This window comes from Achromobacter aloeverae, assembly GCF_004121055.1.
GTDB classification, from domain to species: Bacteria; Pseudomonadota; Gammaproteobacteria; order Burkholderiales; family Burkholderiaceae_B; genus Bordetella_C; species Bordetella_C aloeverae.
On sequence record NZ_PYAL01000002.1, the window covers coordinates 570,939 to 587,219 of the forward strand.

Sequence of the window (16,281 nt, forward strand, 5' to 3'; positions counted from 1 at the left end):
CGGAGGCGCGCGGTGCTGGGGCGAGGCCGCGCCTTGAACCGGGGGCCCTGAACAAGCGGCCTTCAGGCCTCAGCTCCCCTGAAGGCCGCGGCCCTGAACCCGCGGCCTTCAACCTTCCCGCTGCTCCAGCACGAAATGGGCGCGGTCGTCCTGCGCCAGCAGCCCGGTCAGCCACGGCATGGCTTCCTTCAGCGCCGCGTGCAGGGTCCAGGGCGGGTTGACCAGGAACATGCCGCTGCCGTGCAGGCCGAAGCCGGTGGCGGCGGGCTTCTTCACCGATAGCGCCACGCGCAGCCAGCTCTTGACGTCCAGGCGCTCCAGCTGGCGCGGCAGGTCGGTGGACTCGCGCCGCTGCACCTGCGGGTACCAGACCGCATAGGTGCCGGTGGCGAAGCGCTTGACCCCTTCCTTCACCGTCGTCAGCGCACGGCGGTAGTCCTGCTTGTCCTCGTAGGACGGGTCGATCAGCACCAGGCCGCGGCGGGGCGGCGGCGGCAGCAGGGCCTTGACGCCCTCGAAGCCGTCGGCGTCGTAGACCGTGGTCTGGCGCAGCGCGATGCGGCCCTGGTGTTCCAGGTTGCGCACCAGGACCTCGGCCTCGCTGGGATGCATTTCGAACAGGCGCAGGCGGTCGCTTTCACGCAGGGCCTCCAGCGTCAGCCAGGGCGAGCCCGGGTAGTTGCGCAGGCGGCCGTCGATATTGTGGCGGCGCACCAGTTCCATATAACGCGCGAACAGGGGCGGCAGGTCGTCGCGGCCCCAAAGCCGCGCGACGCCGTCGGCATATTCGGCGTTCTTGTTGGCCCAGTCGCTGTCCAGGCGATAAAGCCCGGCGCCGGCGTGGGTGTCGATCACCCAGTAGGGCGTGTCCTTGCGGTTCATGTAGTCGAGGACATGCGCCAGCACGGCGTGCTTGAGCACGTCGGCATGATTGCCGGCATGGAAGGCGTGGCGGTAACTGAACAAGCGGTATTCCCCTCAAGCCCGCGCCGGGAAGGGCGGGCGGATGGTGTCGAGCATATCGGTGAACAGCGCGTCCACCCCCCAGGCCAGCAGGTCGCGGGCGCGCTGGACGTCGTTCACCGTCCAGGCGCACAGCCGGTAGCCGGCCTCGTGGACGTCGCGCACCAGGTCGGGCGTGACATCCTTCTGGTTCACGTTCAGGGCCACGCAGTCGTGCCGCACCAGGCGATCGCGCCAGTCCACGGGGATGGCCTCGACCAGGAGCGCACGCGGCAGCAGGGGAGCGGCCACATGCGCGGCGGCCAGGGCATCCTCGGAGAAGGATGACAGCAGCGGCGGCACCGCGGCATCGCCCCATAGCCGCTGGACGGCCAGGGCCACGGCCGTGCCGGTCTCGGCCTCGCGGCCGGGGCAGGGCTTGATCTCCACGTTGCTGGCGATGCTGCGCTGCAAGGTAAAGGCCGCGACTTCGTCCAGGGTGGCCATGCGTTCGCCGGCAAAGGCGGGCGAAAGCCAGGAGCCGGCGTCCAGCGCGGACAGTTCGGCCCAGGTCCTGGCCCGCGCGGGCCCATGGCCGTTCGAGGTACGGTCGAGATCGTCGTCATGCAGCAGGAACAGCACGTCGTCCTTGCTCAGCTTGACGTCGTATTCGAACATGGTGAAGCCGTGCTCGGCGCCCACGCGCATGGCGGCGGGCGTGTTCTCCGGCGCCAGCTTGCCACCGCAGCGGTGCGCGATCAGGGATGGGTAGGGCCAGCGAAAAGAGGGGGCGGTCATGGGGGGAGGGCACCTGGATGGAAACGGGCACGGATGGAACGGGCACATGCGTCGCTGCGGAGCCGCCCGGAGCTGTTTTCCCGGTGGCGGCGTCGCGGGCGTCATGACGGGGTCATGGCGGGTATCACGACGATGACCGCCAAGGATACCGCAGGCGGCCGCCATGGCGATGGGCACGCCTGCCAGTGGTGGTAAACTGCTTGCCCGCTGATCCGATAGTATGCAGTGTCGGCTGCGTAGTATGAGAGCAAGGCGAATTTGTTTCGCCTTTTTTTATGCGTTTTGTGTGGCGGGCCGCGGTATGCGTTGCGGCCGTCGCATTGGGTCTCAGGTACTCCATGTTCGAATTCATTCGCAATCATCAGCGCTGGATGCAACTCATCCTGCTGATCCTGATCGTGCCATCCTTCGCCTTCTTCGGCGTGCAGAGCTATAGCAGCTTCATGTCCGAAGAACCCAAGATGGCCACGGTGGCGGGTCGCCCGATCACGCAGCGGGAATACGATCAGGCGCGCCGCAACCAGCTGGATCAATATCGCCAGATGATGGGCGCGCGTTTCGACGCCGCCGCCCTGGACAACCCGGCCATGCGCCAGCGCCTGCTCGACCAGATGATCGACCAGCGCGTGCTGGCCGCCGCCGCCGCGGACTATCGTTTCTCGGTGTCGGACGAGACCCTGCGCAACACCATCGCTTCCAATCCCGCGGTCCAGGACGACGGCCGCTTTTCCGCCGAGCGCTACCGCGCCGCCCTGGCCGCGCAGCGGCTGAGCGCCGCCGAGTTCGAAGCCAACCTGCGGGCCCAACTGGCCGTGGATCGCGTGTTGCAGCCCATCGGGCAATCGGCGCGCGTGCCGGGCACGGTTGCCGCCGATGTCGAGCACGCCCTTACCGAAACCCGCAGCGTTCGCACGCGCCGCTATGCGGCCGCGGATTTCCGCTCGAAGGTGCAGGTGAGCGATGCCGACCTGCAAACCTGGTACGACGCCAACAAGCAGCAATTCGCGGTGCCCGAGCAGGTCAAGGCGCAATACCTGGTCCTGGACGAAGCCGCCGCAAGCGCCGGCATCCAGGTCAAGGACGAGGACATCCAGCGCTACTACGACCAGAACAAGAGCCGTTTTGGCCAGGCGGAACGCCGCCGCGCCAGCCATATCCTGGTCCAGGTGCCGGCCGATGCCACCGACGCGCAGCGCAAGGCGGCGCAAGCCAAGGCCGAAGAGCTGGCCAAGCAGGCGGCCGCCGATCCGGCTGGCTTCGCCGAGCTGGCCAAGAAGCGTTCGGATGACGCCGGTTCGGCCGCCAAGGGGGGCGACCTGGGCTGGCTGTCGCCGGGCATGGTCCCGCCGGAGCTGGAAAAGGCCATCAACGGCATGTCGAAGGACCAGGTCTCGGGCGTGGTGCAAAGCTCTGCCGGCCTGCACATCCTGAAGCTGACCGATCTCCAGCCCGCGCAGTACAAGCCGTTGGCCGAGGTCAAGACGCAGATCGTCGACGAGATCCGCAAGCAGATCGCGGCGTCGCGCTTTTCCGACATGGCGACCAAGCTGACCTCGCTGGTCTATGACCAGCGCGACAGCCTGCAACCGGCCGCCGATGCGCTGGGCTTGAAGCTGCGCGAAGCCGGCGGCATCGGCCGTTCCGAACTGTTGCCGCCCGACGTGGCCGGTGCGGGCTCCGCCGCCGCCAGCCCGGACTCGGCCTTGCTGGACAGCCCGCGCGTGCGCCAGGTGTTGTTCTCGCCGGAAGTGCTGCGCGACAAGCAGAATTCCGGCGTCATCGAGCTGTCGCCCGACACCATGCTGGTGGTGCGCGTGGCTGGCCTGACCCCGGCCCATGTGCCGCCGTTGGATCAGTTGAAAGACAAGATCCGCGCCAAGCTGGTTGACGAGCGCGCGGCCGACGCCGCCGCCAAGGCGGGCGAGCAGGCCCTGGAGGCCTTGCGCAAGGATCCGGCCGCGTCGCTGGACGGCTTCGCGCCGGCCGTCGACGTTTCCCGCGACAATCCGCAAAAGCTGTCGCGTCCGGTGGTGGACGCCGTCATGCGCGTGCCCGCCAAGCCGCTGCCGGCCTACGTCGGGGCGCGCGAGGCCAATGACTACGTCGTAGCGCGCGTGGAGAAAATCGTAGCCGGCAAGAACGATCCCGCCGTGGCGACGGCCCTGACCCAGCAATTGTCCTCCGCATGGGGCCAGGCCGAGGACGCCGCCGTGCTGAAGGTCCTGCGCGAGCAGTACAAGGTACAGATCGCACCGGAAGCCGCGAAGATCCTGAAGGGCGACGATATCCAGACCGACGCGGGCTGATCACGACCGGTCGGTTACCGTTGGTGCAGCATCACGACGCACTCGAAGTTCCCGGCCTTTCCCGCCAGCGCCATCGCTTGCGGCAGCTCGGACAGCGGTAGCGTACGGGGGCGTATCGGTCCCAGGTCCAACTGCCCGGACCGGACCAGGTCCAGCAGGCGCCCGTAGGCCTGGCGCGGGTACATGAAGTTCCCGATGACTTCCCACCCGTTCAGCATGAGTTCGAGGTAGGAGATCGGCAAGGGCACCGTCATCGATCCCATCAGCACCAGGCGCCCTTCATGGCGCAGGCTGCGCAAGGCCGCCAGGGTCATATTGGGATCCGTGGCGCCACCCACCATATCGAACGCAAGATGCGCGCCGCCTCCCGCAGCGGCGCGGATGCGCGCGGCGTCGGTGGCAATGTCGCCCGTCACCGCCACCGGCGTCACGCGCGGGCCGCCGGCCACGGCAATGGCCTGCAGCGTTTTGGCGTTCCGCCCGATAGCGACCACCCGGGCCGCGCCCATGGCGAGCCCGAGCAGTACCGCCGCCGTACCGTAGGCGCCGGTGGCGCCGGAGACCACCAGCGTTTCGCCCGCGGCCAGCCGGCCACGCAGCAGGCCGCCATAAGGGACGACATAGCGCATGAGGGTCGCCAGGTCCGCCGCGCTGATTTCCGGCAGCCCCTCCGCCGGCGTGACCGCCGTCGCGGGCAACAGGGCGTATTCGGCCAAGGTGCCGTCGGGCCAGTCCGCCTGCATTTCTTCGGCGACGGGGCCGGCGGCGGTGATGCCGAGCAGGAAGCGTCCCGGTTCGTCCACGTTCTCCTGCGCGACGACGTAGGAGGAAATGAGCACGCGCTGTCCCGGCTTCAGGTGCCATACGTCCGCCCCGACCGCGTGCACGACGCCGACGCCGTTGCCGCCGGGGATGAAGGGCTGGTCCGGAGCGTGGTAGATCGGCAGGCGGCCTTCGACATAGGGTTGCATATACGACATGAGCGCGGACGCATCCATCCGCACCACGACGCTGCCAGGGCGGGCCTGGGGAATGGGCCGATCGATCAGGCGCAGGTCGCCACCGAGTTTTTCGAGTTGCCAGGCTTGCATGCTTGCTCCGGTTTGGGTTCGAGTCCGGCTATCATCGCGCCGATGGCTTGTACTTCATATAATCGAAAGCGCTGTTTTTCTATGAGACCGTACATATGGATGCGCTCTCCGACGTCTTGTCGACCCTGCGGGTCGGCAGCGTGCTTTCCACCCGCTTCGAGGGGCGTGGCGATTGGGCGTTGCGCTTTCCCGCCTACAAGCATGTCAAGTTCGGCGGCGTGCTGTCGGGCACCAGTTATCTCGGACTGGAGGGCGGCGAGCCGGTCCTGCTGGAGGAGGGCGACTTCTATCTGCTCACCGACGGGCGGCCCTTCTGCTCGGCCAGCGATCCGTCGTGCGCGCCGGAGGATGGCGTGGCGGTGGTCCACGGCAAGCGGGGGGAGGATGGCGTTACCCGCCACTATTGCGACGGCGCCGGCGCGCCGGTAAGCCTGGCCAGCGGTCGCTTCACTTTCGAGAACGAGGTGGGCGATGTGCTGTTGCGCCATCTGCCGCCGCTGATTCATTTGCGTGCCGCTGACATCGGATCCACCGCGCTGGGCCATGTCCTGGGCCTGCTGAGACTGGAATCCAGCGGCCTGCACCTGGGCGGCGAAGTGGCGCGCGGCAGCCTTGCCTCCCTGGCCCTGGTGCATGTGCTGCGCGCCCATCTTGATACGACGCCGCAACCGCAAGGCTGGCTGGGCGCCCTGTCCGATGCCAGGGTCGGCAAGGCCCTGTCCGCCATGCACGCCGAGCCGGGCCGGCGTTGGACCGTCGACAGCCTGGCCAGCACGGCGGCGATGTCGCGGACCGCTTTCGCCAACCGCTTTCGGGACCGGGTGGGAGTTGCGCCCCTGTCCTACCTGAACCAGTGGCGCATGACGCTTGCGCGCACCGCCTTGCGGGACTCCGACCAGCCCCTGGCCGATATCGCGGCCAAAGTAGGCTATCTGTCCGATACGGCCTTCAGCATCGCCTTCAAGCGCAGCACGGGCATGAGTCCGGGAAGGTTCCGCGTTTCAGCCGGCCGCTAGGCCTACTTCAGCAAGGGCGCCAGCACCGGCCATACGTTGTCCAGCAGTTTCGGCTGTCCGGCCTCGTTGGGATGCATGCCGTCGGCCTGGAAGAGCTCGCGGTTGGTGGCGATGCCGTCCAGCAGGAAGGGCACCAGGCTGGCTTGATTCTCCTGGGCGATCCTGGGAAAGAGGGCGGCGAAGCGCGTGGTGTAGTCGCGGCCGTAGTTGGGCGGGATCTGCATGCCGACCAGGACGACCTGGGCGCCGGCGCGTTTCGATTCCTGGGCCAGGGTGCGCAGGTTGTTTTCGGTCATGTTCAATTGCAGGCCGCGCAGGGCGTCGTTCGAACCGAGTTCGATGATGACGACGGCGGGATGGTGCTGGGCCAGCAGCGCCGGCAGGCGCGTGACGCCGCCGCTGGTGGTGTCGCCGCTGATGCTGGCATTGACGACCTTGTAGCCTGGCTTCTGCTCGTCGAGCCGCTTTTGCAGCAGCGGCACCCAGCCGCTGCCGCGCTCCACCCCGTATTCGGCGGACAGGCTGTCGCCCAGGACCAGTATGATGCGCGTTGCGGCGGAACCCGGCGCGGGCGTGGCGGTCTGACCGTGGGCAGGCTGGGCGATCGTGGCGGCGGCCAGGAGCGCCGCGGCGGCGAACCCCAGGCGGGAACACAAGTAACGGAAAAACAGGCGCATGGACACAGGCAACTCGATAGAGGTCACGGGACTGGGCAAGCACGTTGCCGACGCGGGAGGCCGGCTGGCCATCCTGGAGGATATCGCTTTTACGGTGCGCGCTGGCGAGGCCTTGGCCATCACGGGCAGCTCGGGCTCCGGCAAGTCGACCTTGCTGGGACTGCTGGCGGGCCTGGATGTTCCCTCGTCGGGCAGCGTGCGACTGGCGGGCCACGACCTGTTCGCGCTGGACGAGGACGGCCGCGCCCGGCTGCGCGCCAGCCACGTGGGCTTCGTGTTCCAGTCGTTTCAACTGCTGCCCAACCTGACCGCGCTGGAAAACGTCATGCTGCCGCTGGAGCTGGCCGGCCTGCCGGCGCGGGAGGCGGCCGAGGCCATGCTGGAGCGCGTCGGCCTGGGCCAGCGCCTGCACCACTATCCCCGCACCCTGTCGGGCGGCGAGCAGCAGCGCGTCTCGCTGGCGCGCGCTTTCGTGGTCAAGCCGGCCTTGCTGTTCGCGGACGAACCCACCGGCAGCCTGGACGCCGCCACGGGTGATCGCATCATCGACCTGATGTTCGCCCTGCAGCGCGAGCAGGCCGCAACGCTGGTCCTGGTCACCCACGACCCCGCCCTGGCGTCGCGCTGCGAGCGCCAACTGGTCCTCGCCGCCGGCCGCGTGGCCAACAGCAACTGACCGCCAGGCCAACCGCCGCTGGTGAGCGGGGCCGACTGTGCTGGCCTTTAAGGCCGAGGCGCCGCGGGGCGGCGGGCGCGTTGCCATTCGAGCAGGGCGATGCCGATGCCGCTGCCGCAGATGATGGCGATGCCCACCCATGTGACGGCGTCCGGGAAATGGCCCCAGATCAGCCAGCCGGTGGTCGTGGACGTGACGATCTGCAAGTAGGCGAAAGGCGCCAGGGTCGACGCCGACGCGTTGCGGTACGCGCCGATCTGCAGCAGGTGGCCCATGCAGCCGGTGAATCCCGTGGAAACGAGCACCAGCCAGTGGAGCGGGTCCAGCGTGCGCAGCACCGGCAGCGCGGCGGGCAGGGCGAAGGGCAGGGTGAAGGTCAGGGCGATGGCGCCCATGCCGCCGCTCCAGATGACCGACGTCAAGGGATCGTCCCCCGCCACGCGCCGCGTGGCGATGTACTGGGCGGCGAAGCAGCAGGCGCCCAGCAAGCCGCAGATCACGCCCGTGCCGTCCAGGCCGCCGCCGGGACGGATGATGACCAGCACGCCGCCGAAGGCGATGGCGGCGGCGACCCAGCGCGACAGCCGCGGCGGTTCGCCCAGCACCCAGGGCGCCGATGCCAGCACCATCAATGGCGCCAGGAAATTGATGGCGGTGGCTTCGGCCTGCGGCAGGAAATGCAGCGTGGTGAAGAACATCAGCGTCGCGCCCAGCATGGCCGTGCCGCGCAGCACCTGCTCGCGCGGCCGCCGGCTGCGCAGGATGCCCCAGCCGCGCAAGGGCACGATGAGCGCCAGGGCCAGCGCCAGGTGGACGGCATAGCGTACCCAGCACAGCAACAGCAGGGACACGCCGCCCGCCATCACCCATTTGCCGGTGGCATCCAGGGTGGACAGGAAGCACATGGACAGGAGCAGCAGCACGATGCCCATGAAGGGACTGGACGGGGTGGGCAGGCCTTTGCCAGACCGTCCCGCATCGACGCGCGGCGGGTTGGCCGGCGCCGCGCCTGTCGAGGCATGCATCGCGGCGTTGTCCTTGCGCGCGATGGCCTGGGCCCGCGTCATGGTGTGTCTCCTGTGCTCATTACGTCTTCCGGCCGTATTCCGGCATCGGGCCGGCGCGGCGGGCGGCAGGGCGCTGGTGGCCGTCGCGCGCGCCGCCTGTCGTCCGGCTCGCCCTTATTGTCCGGGCGTCATGATACGCTCAGGCGCGCTGCCATGTTGCGAACCGTGCATCGCGGTCCCCGTTCCTGGCTTCCTGTTTTTTGAGTCCGGTCCGTGGTCCTTATTCCGTGATCCCTATCCCTGATCCCCTTCCGGGGACGTCCTCCGCATGATCGACCTGCGCAATATCGAGACTTTCTTCTGGGTCGCCAGGCTGGGCGGCTTTCGCGCCGCGGCGGAAAAGCTCAACGCCACGCAGCCGGCCATTTCACAGCGCATCGCGTCGCTGGAGTCCGGCTTGGGCGTACGCCTGTTCGAGCGCGATGCGCGCGGCATCAAGCTCACCGCCAAGGGGCACGAACTGCTGTCCCATGCCGAACGGATGCTGCAGATGCGTACCGACATGCAGCAGGCGGCGCGCGCCCAGAACGTGATGAGCGGCACCCTGCGGCTGGGCGTGGCCGAAACCATCGTGCATACCTGGCTGTCGCGGCTGATGGAATACATGCACGAGGCCTATCCGGCCTTGATGGTGGAAATACAGGTCGACACCACGCCCGCGCTCAAGAGCCTGCTGACGTCGCATCAGATCGACCTGGCCTTCCTGATGGGGCCGGTGGACGAGCCCCGCGTGGACAACATCCACCTGTGCCGCTATCCCTTGGCATGGTTGGCCAGTCCGCAGCTGAAGCTGGGGCGCGAGCCCATTCCGCTCAAGCGCCTGGGCCAGTGGCCGGTGCTGACCTATTCGTCCATCACCGAGCCGCATCGCGCCGTGCGCCGCATGCTGGTTGAAGCCGGCGTGGCCACGCCGCGCATGTACGGCAGTTCGGCGCTGAGCGTCATCGTGCGCATGGCCATGGATGGCATCGGCACGGCCGCCATTGCCCCGGTTTTCCTGGGGCGCGAACTGGCCCAGGGCGAATTGCGCCAGCTGGATGTCCGCGCGCCGGACCTGCCCCCGCTGAGTTTCACGGCCAGCTGGATGCAGGGGCCCGACAGCCACGTCGCGCGCACCATAGCCCAGGCTGCCCAGGTCATCGCGCGGGACCATGCGGGGGAAGGGGCGTCGGAGATGGTCGCGTCGCCGCCGGCGCGCTGATCGCTGGCGGGCAGTGGCCACCCGCAACGGCCGGTACGCAGATCAAGGCCGGGAGGCCTGGCCGAACGGCGCACCCGCCTATTTCATCGCCATCTGGCTGCCCAGGATGCGGCGCACCCGCACGGCATCGCCGAAGCGCGACCCGCTGGTGCCGCCGGCGTTGAGCAGCACCATGGAGACTTCGCGATTGCCCAGGCGTGCCAGCATCACCAGGCAGTCGCCGGCCATGCGCGTCGTGCCAGTCTTGGACGCGAGGATGGTCCATTCAGGACGGCCGACCAGCATATTGGTGTTGCGGAAGTCCTGCGCGGCGACCTTGTATTGCGTATCGGTGGAATAGCGCTGGATCAGCGCTCGCCGGGACGCGGCGTACGCCAGCCTTGCCAGGTCCCGGGGCGAGGAGACGTTCTCGTTGGACAGGCCGGTGGGTTCGACAAAGCGGGTTTCGTTCATGTCCAGCTGTCTCGCCTTGGCATTCATGGCTTGCACGAAGGCCGCCATGCCGCCCGGGTAGGTCCGTCCCAAGGCATGCGCCGCGCTGTTCTCGGAAGCCATCAACGCCAGGTGCAGCAGATCGGACCGGGTCAAGCGCGCGCCCACCGCCAGGCGGGACGGCAGATCGGAAGGCATGTCGTTGTCGCTGGCCTCGATGCGTATCGATTCGTCCATGCGCAGGCCCGCGTCGACCGCCACCAGCGCGGTCATCAGCTTGGTGATGGAGGCAATGGGCCGCACCACGTCCGCGTTGCGCGCGAAGAGGACGTCGGACGTGGACATATCCTGCACGTATACGGTGCTGGAACGAAGTTTCTCGATTTCCTTGGCCGGATTCAGCGTGGTCAGCGAGGCATCCGCCTTGGCGTCGGGATCCAGCGGTCCGGACAGGCCGGACTCCGGCAGCGCGCCCCAGCGCATGACGGCGACCCGCTTGCCATAGCCGTGCTGGCAGATCGGCAAGGCGGGCTGGGCGTTGCAGGGATGGAAATTCGCGGGGCCTTGCGCGCGCGCGGCGGCCGGCCAGGTCGAGGCCCAGGCCGCGCCAAGCAGCGCCGGCGCCAGGATCGTCCTCCCGGCCCATCGCGCCCTCCATGCCGCTTGCCGCCGCAGTGGCGCCATGCTCTCTCCCGATGCGCCGCGGGGTGGCGGCGGATATAAATGGAGAGGGATTTTACTGTTCGTAGCTAAAGCTGCACCGGTCGATAGGTGAAAACCCCATCCGTAATAACCCGAATATTTTCTTTATAGGGTGATAATATTTTTTTATATCTCTTCATCGCAACATATGATTGGACACCCCCGGCCCCGATGCGATGCAATACCGCATCAACAAGAAAGCTGTCGTTTACGGGCATGCGTTCCGACCATGCCCAGGACTCATCAAGTTCAAGGGGAGTTTCCCATGTCGTCGCTCGCCCCGGTCAATACCGTCGCGCATCCGGCCTCGTACCAGGCCCGCCTGGACGCCCGTAACGGCGTAGCCACCGGTCCCACCGCCAACGTCGCGCCCGGCCATGTGCAGGGCAACCTGGCCATCCTGCCCAAGGACATGGCCGACGAGTTCCTGCGCTTCTGCCTGCGCAATCCCAAGCCGTGCCCCATCCTGGCGGTGTCCGAGCCGGGCGATCCCAGCCTGCCGGAACTGGGCGTCGATATCGACATCCGCACCGACATCCCGCGCTACCGCGTGTGGCAGGACGGCGTGCTGGTCGACGAGCCGACGGACGTGCGCAGCGTGTGGCGCGACGACCTGGTCTCCTTCCTGATCGGCTGCTCCTTCTCCTTCGAGGAAGCCATACTGGACAACGGCCTGCCGGTGCGCCACATCGAGCAAGGCTGCAACGTGCCGATGTACCGCACCAGCGTTCCGACCCAGGCGGCCGGCCGCTTCCATGGACCGCTGGTGGTGTCGATGCGCCCGCTCAAGCCGGCCGACGCCATTCGCGCGATCCAGGTCACGTCGCGTTTCCCGTCGGTGCATGGCGCCCCCGTGCACTTCGGCGACCCCGCCGCCATCGGCATCCAGGACATCAACCGTCCCGACTATGGTGACGCGGTGGAGATCCGCCCCGGCGAAGTGCCGGTGTTCTGGGCCTGCGGCGTGACGCCGCAATCGGTGGTCGCCGCGGTCAAGCCGTCGTTCTGCATTACGCACGCGCCGGGCCATATGCTGGTCACGGATCTCATCAACAGTCGTGTCGCGGCGCTCTGACGCCCTTGGGCGCTTCAGCCGCCTCGGCTGCCTCGGTCCGGAACGCGGCGTGGCGCCCGCGCGGGCGCTGCGCGGAACAGGGCGATAGCCCGCGCGCATCGCGACGGTGAAGACCGGCGACCAGGGAACGCATGGCGCGCCGAGCGCCCGTTGCGCCCCTGGACGGCCGGCCCTTGTGCCGCACGGAAGTGCATATGGCGCGCAACAAGCTTGCTGTCAGGGTTTCTACCGTCGCAAATACGTCGCTGGTGCGGGTAAGTTAGTCCGCGAAGTCAAAGTGCAAGGTCTCGTAACTTTTGTTGTAAGTCCTCTCAGTCCCTAAGGTTCTCCCAGGAGCAACGTAATGAAGATGAAGCTGATTGCCGGCGTCGCGGCATGCTTGGCACTGACGTTCGGTCAGCCGGCCGCCGCGCAGGAAAAGACGATACGTATCGGCGCGATCTATCCGCTGAGCGGCGCGCTGGCGTCCACCGGCGCGGAGATCAAGGCCGCCATCGAACTGGCCGTCGACATCATCAACAATCCGCATCCCGAACTCGAAGGCTTGCCGCTGGCCGCCGGCGCGGGCCTCCCCAAGCTGGGCGGGGCCAAGATCGAAGTGGTCTTCGGCGATTCGCAGGGCAAGCCCGAAGTGGGCCTGGCCGATGCGCAGCGCCTGATCCAGCAGGAAAAGGTGGTGGCCCTGACCGGCGCTTACCAATCGGCCGTGACCAAGACCGCCAGCCGCGTCGCCGAACAGGCCGGCATTCCCTACCTGAACGGTGAATCGAGCAGCCCGGACCTGACCGATCGCGGCTACAAGTGGTTCTTCCGCACCTCGCCGACCGACGACACCTTTGTCGAGAACATGATGCAGTTCCTGGACGGCATCAAGAAGGTGCCGACCAAGAAGATCGCGGTGGTCTACGAGAACACCGACTTCGGCGTCAACACCTACAAGGCGGTGGAGCGCTACGCCAAGAAGTACAACCGCGAGGTGGTCGCCAACATCGCCTATGCGGCGGGCTCGCCTTCCGTGACCGCCGAAGTGCAGAAGCTGGCGGCCGCCAAGCCGGACGTCGCGCTGTTCGCCAGCTATACGTCGGACGCCATGCTGTTCGTGCGCACCATGCGCGAGAGCAAGTACGCGCCGCCGGTGCTGCTGGCCAATGACGCGGGCTTCATCGATTCGCGCTTCGTGCAGGAAGTGGGTCCGCAAGTGCAGGGCGTGCTGACCCGCGACGTCTGGAGCAACGACGTCGCCGCTGCCAAGGCCGGTCTGAAGAAGATCAACGACATGTACAAGGCGAAGACGGGCAAGGACCTGAACGGCAACAACGCCCGTTCGATGCAGGGCGTGCTGGTGCTGGCCGATGCCATCAACCGTGCCGGTTCGACCGATCCGGAAGCCATCCGCAAGGCCATCGCCGCCACCGACCTGAACGCCTCGCAGATCGCGATGCCTTGGGAAGGCGTGAAGTTCGACGACAAGGGCCAGAACACGCTGGGCGCCGGCCTGATCCTGGAACTGAAGGGCACTGGCTACGTGCCCGTGTGGCCTGAGAAGTACCGCACCGACACGTCCTTGCCGACGCTGCCGTTCGCCTGGAAGTAATTTCCGGGTAATCGTGGGCGCGCGCCGCCGGGTGCCACTTGGCGCCTGATGGTGGCGGCGCGCCTCTGTATCGCAACCGCCGGCGGATCCGCGTGCATCCGTCGTGGGAGTACCGCATGTTCGAAGCACTAACCGCCGGCCTGTTCAACGGCTTGATCTACGCGGCCGTCGCCGTGGGCCTGGCGCTGATCTGGGGCATTACCGACGTCATCAACTTCGCCCATGGCGAGTTCCTGATGCTGGCGATGTATGCCGCGTACTGGCTTTTCACGTTGGGCCATGTCGACCCGACGCTTTCGGCGCCGCTGGTCGCCATCCTGCTGGGTTTCGTTGGTTTCCTTACCTACGCGCTGATCATCAAGCGCTTGCAGAAGGGGCCGCCCATGGCGGTCATCCTGGCCACCTTCGGCCTGGGCATTGTCCTGCGGCAGTTGGCCTTCATCGCCTTCACGCCCGACTACCGCAGCCTGCCCGACACGCTGGTGTCCGGTAGCGTGAGCCTGCTGGGCATTTCCATCGGCCGTCCGCAAGTGGTGACGGGCCTGGTGGCGCTGGTGGTCGTCATCGTGCTGTTCTGGCTGGTCTATCGCACGCGCTGGGGCCATGCCTTGCAGGCGGTCGCGGAGGATCGCGACGTGGCCGCGCTGGTCGGCATTTCGCCGGATCGCGTCAACGCCCAGGTGTGGATGCTGGGCAGTGCGGCGGTGGGCCTGGCGGGCGCGCTGTTGACCACGTTCTTCTATGTCTTCCCGTCGGTGGGGCTGGTGTTCGGCCTGCTGGCTTTCGTGGCGGTGTGCATGGGCGGTTTCGGCTCGCTGCCGGGCGCCTTCATCGCGGGCATCCTGATCGGCATCATCGAGGCGATGACGGGCTACTTCGTGGCGCCCGCGCTGAAGACGGTCAGCATTTTCATTCTTTTCATCCTGGTTCTCTGGTACCGGCCGCGCGGCCTGTTCGGGCGGTGGTGATATGACGACAGAAAACAAACTCGATCCGGCGGCCAGTACGGCCGCGGCCACGGCGGTGGCCGTCTCGCCCGCCAAGGCTTATCACTCACGCGCGCCGATCGCCGTGGCCATCGTCATCGCGGTGCTGTTCGCGTTGGCGCCGGTGGTCATCAAGGACCAGTTCACCATCCAGGTGTTGTTGCAGATCGTGCTGTTCGGCGCGCTCGGGGCCGCATGGAACCTGGTGGGCGGCTTCCTCGGCCGGGTGTCCTTCGGTCATGGCGTGTTCGTCGGGGTGGGGGCCTACACCACCATCCTGCTGTTGCAGCACCTGAAGCTCACGCCCTTGATCGGCATTCCGGTGGGCGCGTTGATCTCGGCGCTGCTGGCCTACATCGTGGGCGGTCCCACGCTGCGCTTGTCGGGCCATTACTTTGCCATGGCGACCATCGCCTTGCTGCAAATCGGCCTGCTGTTGATGATCAATTGGGATTGGGCCGGCGGCGCCGTCGGCCTTGAATCGCCGATCGGCGATGCGCCCTGGATGCTGCAATTCCGCAGCAAGGTGCCGTACTACTGGATCGCCGTGGGCCTGGGACTGGTGACTTTCCTGGTGACCTATTTCCTGGTGCATTCGCGCGTCGGCTTCTACTGGCGCGCCATCAACGGCGACGAGGGCGCGGCGCGCAGCCTGGGCGTACCGGCCGACCGCTACAAGATGCTGGCCTTCGTGCTGTCGGCCGCGTTGACGGGCGCGTGGGGCGGTTTCTTCGCGATGTACGTGGGCTTCATCGATCCCGATTCGATGTTCAGCCTGACCATGTCCGTGCAGATGGTGCTGGTGGCCATTCTGGGCGGCGTGGGCAGCCTGGTCGGTCCGTGGATAGGTGCGGCGCTGCTGCTGCCCTTGTCCGAGGGCACGCGTGTCATGTGGGGCAGTTCGGGCCTGGGCCTGGACCTGCTGGTGTTTGGTTTGGCTATCCTGCTGGTGACGATGTTCCTGCCCGGCGGTCTGGTGACGTTGAGGGGGCGCCGTGGCTCTGCTTGAAGTAAAGGAACTGACCAAGCGCTTCGGCGGGTTGGTCGCCAACAAGGACATCAACCTGTCGGTGGGCGAGGGCGAGATCGTCGCCATCATCGGGCCTAACGGCGCTGGCAAGAGCACGTTGTTCAACGGCCTGGTGGGTTATCACGAACCCACGTCCGGCACGGTGACTTTCGGCGGCAAGTCCATGCTGGGCCTGAAGCCGGAGCAGGTGGCGGCGATGGGGCTGGTGCGCACGTACCAGATCCCGCGCAACTTCGGCCAGATGACGGTGCTGGAGAACGCCATGGTGGGCGCCTTGCTGCGGCATCCGCGGCTGGCGGATGCCCGCGAGGCGGCGCGCAAGGTGCTGGACCTGGTGGGGTTGGCGGATCGTGCGGACGTCAAGGCGGCGGGTTTGAACGTGGCGGGACAGAAGCGGGTGGAGCTGGCGCGCGCGCTGGCCACCGAGCCGCGCATGCTGCTGCTGGACGAGGTGGCGGGTGGGTTGAATCCGACCGAGGCGATTGCGCTGGCGGACATCCTGCGTGGGATACATCAATCGGGCGTGACGCTGGTGATCGTGGAGCACGTGCTGGAAGTGGTGATGCGGCTGGCGCAGCGGGTCCTGGTGCTGAATTTCGGCCAGATGATCGCCGAGGGACCGCCGCAGGAGATCGTGCGCAATCCCACTGTCATCGAGGCCTATCTGGGGAGAAAGCACCGTGCCTGA

At 67.2% G+C, this 16,281-nt stretch carries 15 protein-coding genes; 9 read left to right on the forward strand and 6 right to left on the reverse strand.

The genetic code is table 11. The features are described 5' to 3' along the window. Nucleotides 1–108 precede the first annotated feature (108 nt). Entirely contained in the window at nucleotides 109–966 is an 858-nt protein-coding gene (locus tag C7R54_RS09430) for a 23S rRNA (adenine(2030)-N(6))-methyltransferase RlmJ (protein WP_129149923.1), read from the reverse strand. 12 nt (nucleotides 967–978) lie between these two features. Then, nucleotides 979–1,740, reverse strand: coding sequence for a glycerophosphodiester phosphodiesterase (gene ugpQ, locus C7R54_RS09435; RefSeq protein ID WP_129149924.1), 762 nt, complete (start codon nucleotides 1,738–1,740; stop codon nucleotides 979–981). A gap of 338 nt (nucleotides 1,741–2,078) precedes the next feature. On the opposite strand from ugpQ, the gene C7R54_RS09440 reads away from it, so the two are divergent. Beyond that, nucleotides 2,079–4,046, forward strand: a complete 1,968-nt coding sequence (locus C7R54_RS09440; protein WP_129149925.1) for a SurA N-terminal domain-containing protein — start codon at nucleotides 2,079–2,081, stop codon at nucleotides 4,044–4,046. 14 nt (nucleotides 4,047–4,060) lie between these two features. On the opposite strand, the gene C7R54_RS09445 is transcribed toward C7R54_RS09440, so the two are convergent. Further along, nucleotides 4,061–5,137 carry a quinone oxidoreductase family protein gene (locus tag C7R54_RS09445; protein ID WP_129149926.1) on the reverse strand — a complete coding sequence of 359 codons (1,077 nt, stop codon included), beginning with the start codon at nucleotides 5,135–5,137 and terminating at the stop codon, nucleotides 4,061–4,063. A gap of 95 nt (nucleotides 5,138–5,232) precedes the next feature. On the opposite strand from C7R54_RS09445, the gene C7R54_RS09450 reads away from it, so the two are divergent. Further along, nucleotides 5,233–6,153, forward strand: coding sequence for an AraC family transcriptional regulator (locus C7R54_RS09450; protein WP_129149927.1), 921 nt, complete (start codon nucleotides 5,233–5,235; stop codon nucleotides 6,151–6,153). 2 nt (nucleotides 6,154–6,155) lie between these two features. On the opposite strand, the gene C7R54_RS09455 is transcribed toward C7R54_RS09450, so the two are convergent. Further along, on the reverse strand, nucleotides 6,156–6,830 hold the full coding sequence (locus tag C7R54_RS09455) for an arylesterase (RefSeq protein WP_129149928.1): 675 nt from the start codon (nucleotides 6,828–6,830) through the stop codon (nucleotides 6,156–6,158). On the opposite strand from C7R54_RS09455, the gene C7R54_RS09460 reads away from it, so the two are divergent. After that, on the forward strand, nucleotides 6,829–7,506 hold the full coding sequence (locus C7R54_RS09460) for an ABC transporter ATP-binding protein (protein ID WP_129149929.1): 678 nt from the start codon (nucleotides 6,829–6,831) through the stop codon (nucleotides 7,504–7,506). The two genes, C7R54_RS09455 and C7R54_RS09460, sit on opposite strands and share 2 nt — an antisense overlap. 47 nt (nucleotides 7,507–7,553) lie before the next feature. Here C7R54_RS09460 and C7R54_RS09465 read toward each other — a convergent pair whose 3' ends face one another. Further along, nucleotides 7,554–8,438 (reverse strand): DMT family transporter, encoded by an 885-nt coding sequence (locus C7R54_RS09465; RefSeq protein ID WP_240039481.1) that lies wholly within the window; start codon nucleotides 8,436–8,438, stop codon nucleotides 7,554–7,556. A gap of 403 nt (nucleotides 8,439–8,841) precedes the next feature. Between C7R54_RS09465 and C7R54_RS09470 the strand changes: the two genes are divergently transcribed. Further along, nucleotides 8,842–9,774 (forward strand): LysR family transcriptional regulator, encoded by a 933-nt coding sequence (locus C7R54_RS09470; RefSeq protein ID WP_129149930.1) that lies wholly within the window; start codon nucleotides 8,842–8,844, stop codon nucleotides 9,772–9,774. A 78-nt stretch (nucleotides 9,775–9,852) separates the two neighbouring features. Here C7R54_RS09470 and C7R54_RS09475 read toward each other — a convergent pair whose 3' ends face one another. After that, complete coding sequence (locus tag C7R54_RS09475) at nucleotides 9,853–10,890, reverse strand: serine hydrolase (protein ID WP_129149931.1); 1,038 nt, start codon at nucleotides 10,888–10,890, stop codon at nucleotides 9,853–9,855. Nucleotides 10,891–11,173: 283 nt separating this feature from the next. On the opposite strand from C7R54_RS09475, the gene C7R54_RS09480 reads away from it, so the two are divergent. From C7R54_RS09480 to C7R54_RS09500, 5 genes are all read left to right on the forward strand, one after another. Further along, nucleotides 11,174–11,983 carry a putative hydro-lyase gene (locus C7R54_RS09480; protein WP_129149932.1) on the forward strand — a complete coding sequence of 270 codons (810 nt, stop codon included), beginning with the start codon at nucleotides 11,174–11,176 and terminating at the stop codon, nucleotides 11,981–11,983. Nucleotides 11,984–12,326: 343 nt separating this feature from the next. Continuing rightward, on the forward strand, nucleotides 12,327–13,577 hold the full coding sequence (locus C7R54_RS09485) for an ABC transporter substrate-binding protein (RefSeq protein ID WP_129149933.1): 1,251 nt from the start codon (nucleotides 12,327–12,329) through the stop codon (nucleotides 13,575–13,577). A 116-nt stretch (nucleotides 13,578–13,693) separates the two neighbouring features. After that, nucleotides 13,694–14,545: a branched-chain amino acid ABC transporter permease gene (locus tag C7R54_RS09490; protein ID WP_129149934.1), complete on the forward strand. Its 852-nt coding sequence runs from the start codon at nucleotides 13,694–13,696 to the stop codon at nucleotides 14,543–14,545. A 1-nt stretch (nucleotide 14,546) separates the two neighbouring features. Then, nucleotides 14,547–15,572 carry a branched-chain amino acid ABC transporter permease gene (locus C7R54_RS09495; protein WP_129149935.1) on the forward strand — a complete coding sequence of 342 codons (1,026 nt, stop codon included), beginning with the start codon at nucleotides 14,547–14,549 and terminating at the stop codon, nucleotides 15,570–15,572. Beyond that, on the forward strand, nucleotides 15,559–16,281 hold the full coding sequence (locus C7R54_RS09500; protein ID WP_129149936.1) for an ABC transporter ATP-binding protein: 723 nt from the start codon (nucleotides 15,559–15,561) through the stop codon (nucleotides 16,279–16,281). Before C7R54_RS09495 ends, C7R54_RS09500 begins: the two co-directional genes overlap by 14 nt.

What these genes read in the sequence shown, in the direction of transcription:
- ugpQ (WP_129149924.1), bottom strand. Translation starts at nt 1,740, where the DNA reads ATGACCGCCCCCTCTTTTCGCTGGCCCTACCCATCCCTGATCGCGCAC.
- C7R54_RS09440 (WP_129149925.1), top strand. Translation starts at nt 2,079, where the DNA reads ATGTTCGAATTCATTCGCAATCATCAGCGCTGGATGCAACTCATCCTG.
- C7R54_RS09445 (WP_129149926.1), bottom strand. Translation starts at nt 5,137, where the DNA reads ATGCAAGCCTGGCAACTCGAAAAACTCGGTGGCGACCTGCGCCTGATC.
- C7R54_RS09450 (WP_129149927.1), top strand. Translation starts at nt 5,233, where the DNA reads ATGGATGCGCTCTCCGACGTCTTGTCGACCCTGCGGGTCGGCAGCGTG.
- C7R54_RS09460 (WP_129149929.1), top strand. Translation starts at nt 6,829, where the DNA reads ATGGACACAGGCAACTCGATAGAGGTCACGGGACTGGGCAAGCACGTT.
- C7R54_RS09455 (WP_129149928.1), bottom strand. Translation starts at nt 6,830, where the DNA reads ATGCGCCTGTTTTTCCGTTACTTGTGTTCCCGCCTGGGGTTCGCCGCC.
- C7R54_RS09465 (WP_240039481.1), bottom strand. Translation starts at nt 8,438, where the DNA reads ATGGGCATCGTGCTGCTGCTCCTGTCCATGTGCTTCCTGTCCACCCTG.
- C7R54_RS09470 (WP_129149930.1), top strand. Translation starts at nt 8,842, where the DNA reads ATGATCGACCTGCGCAATATCGAGACTTTCTTCTGGGTCGCCAGGCTG.
- C7R54_RS09475 (WP_129149931.1), bottom strand. Translation starts at nt 10,890, where the DNA reads ATGGCGCCACTGCGGCGGCAAGCGGCATGGAGGGCGCGATGGGCCGGG.
- C7R54_RS09480 (WP_129149932.1), top strand. Translation starts at nt 11,174, where the DNA reads ATGTCGTCGCTCGCCCCGGTCAATACCGTCGCGCATCCGGCCTCGTAC.
- C7R54_RS09485 (WP_129149933.1), top strand. Translation starts at nt 12,327, where the DNA reads ATGAAGATGAAGCTGATTGCCGGCGTCGCGGCATGCTTGGCACTGACG.
- C7R54_RS09490 (WP_129149934.1), top strand. Translation starts at nt 13,694, where the DNA reads ATGTTCGAAGCACTAACCGCCGGCCTGTTCAACGGCTTGATCTACGCG.
- C7R54_RS09495 (WP_129149935.1), top strand. Translation starts at nt 14,547, where the DNA reads ATGACGACAGAAAACAAACTCGATCCGGCGGCCAGTACGGCCGCGGCC.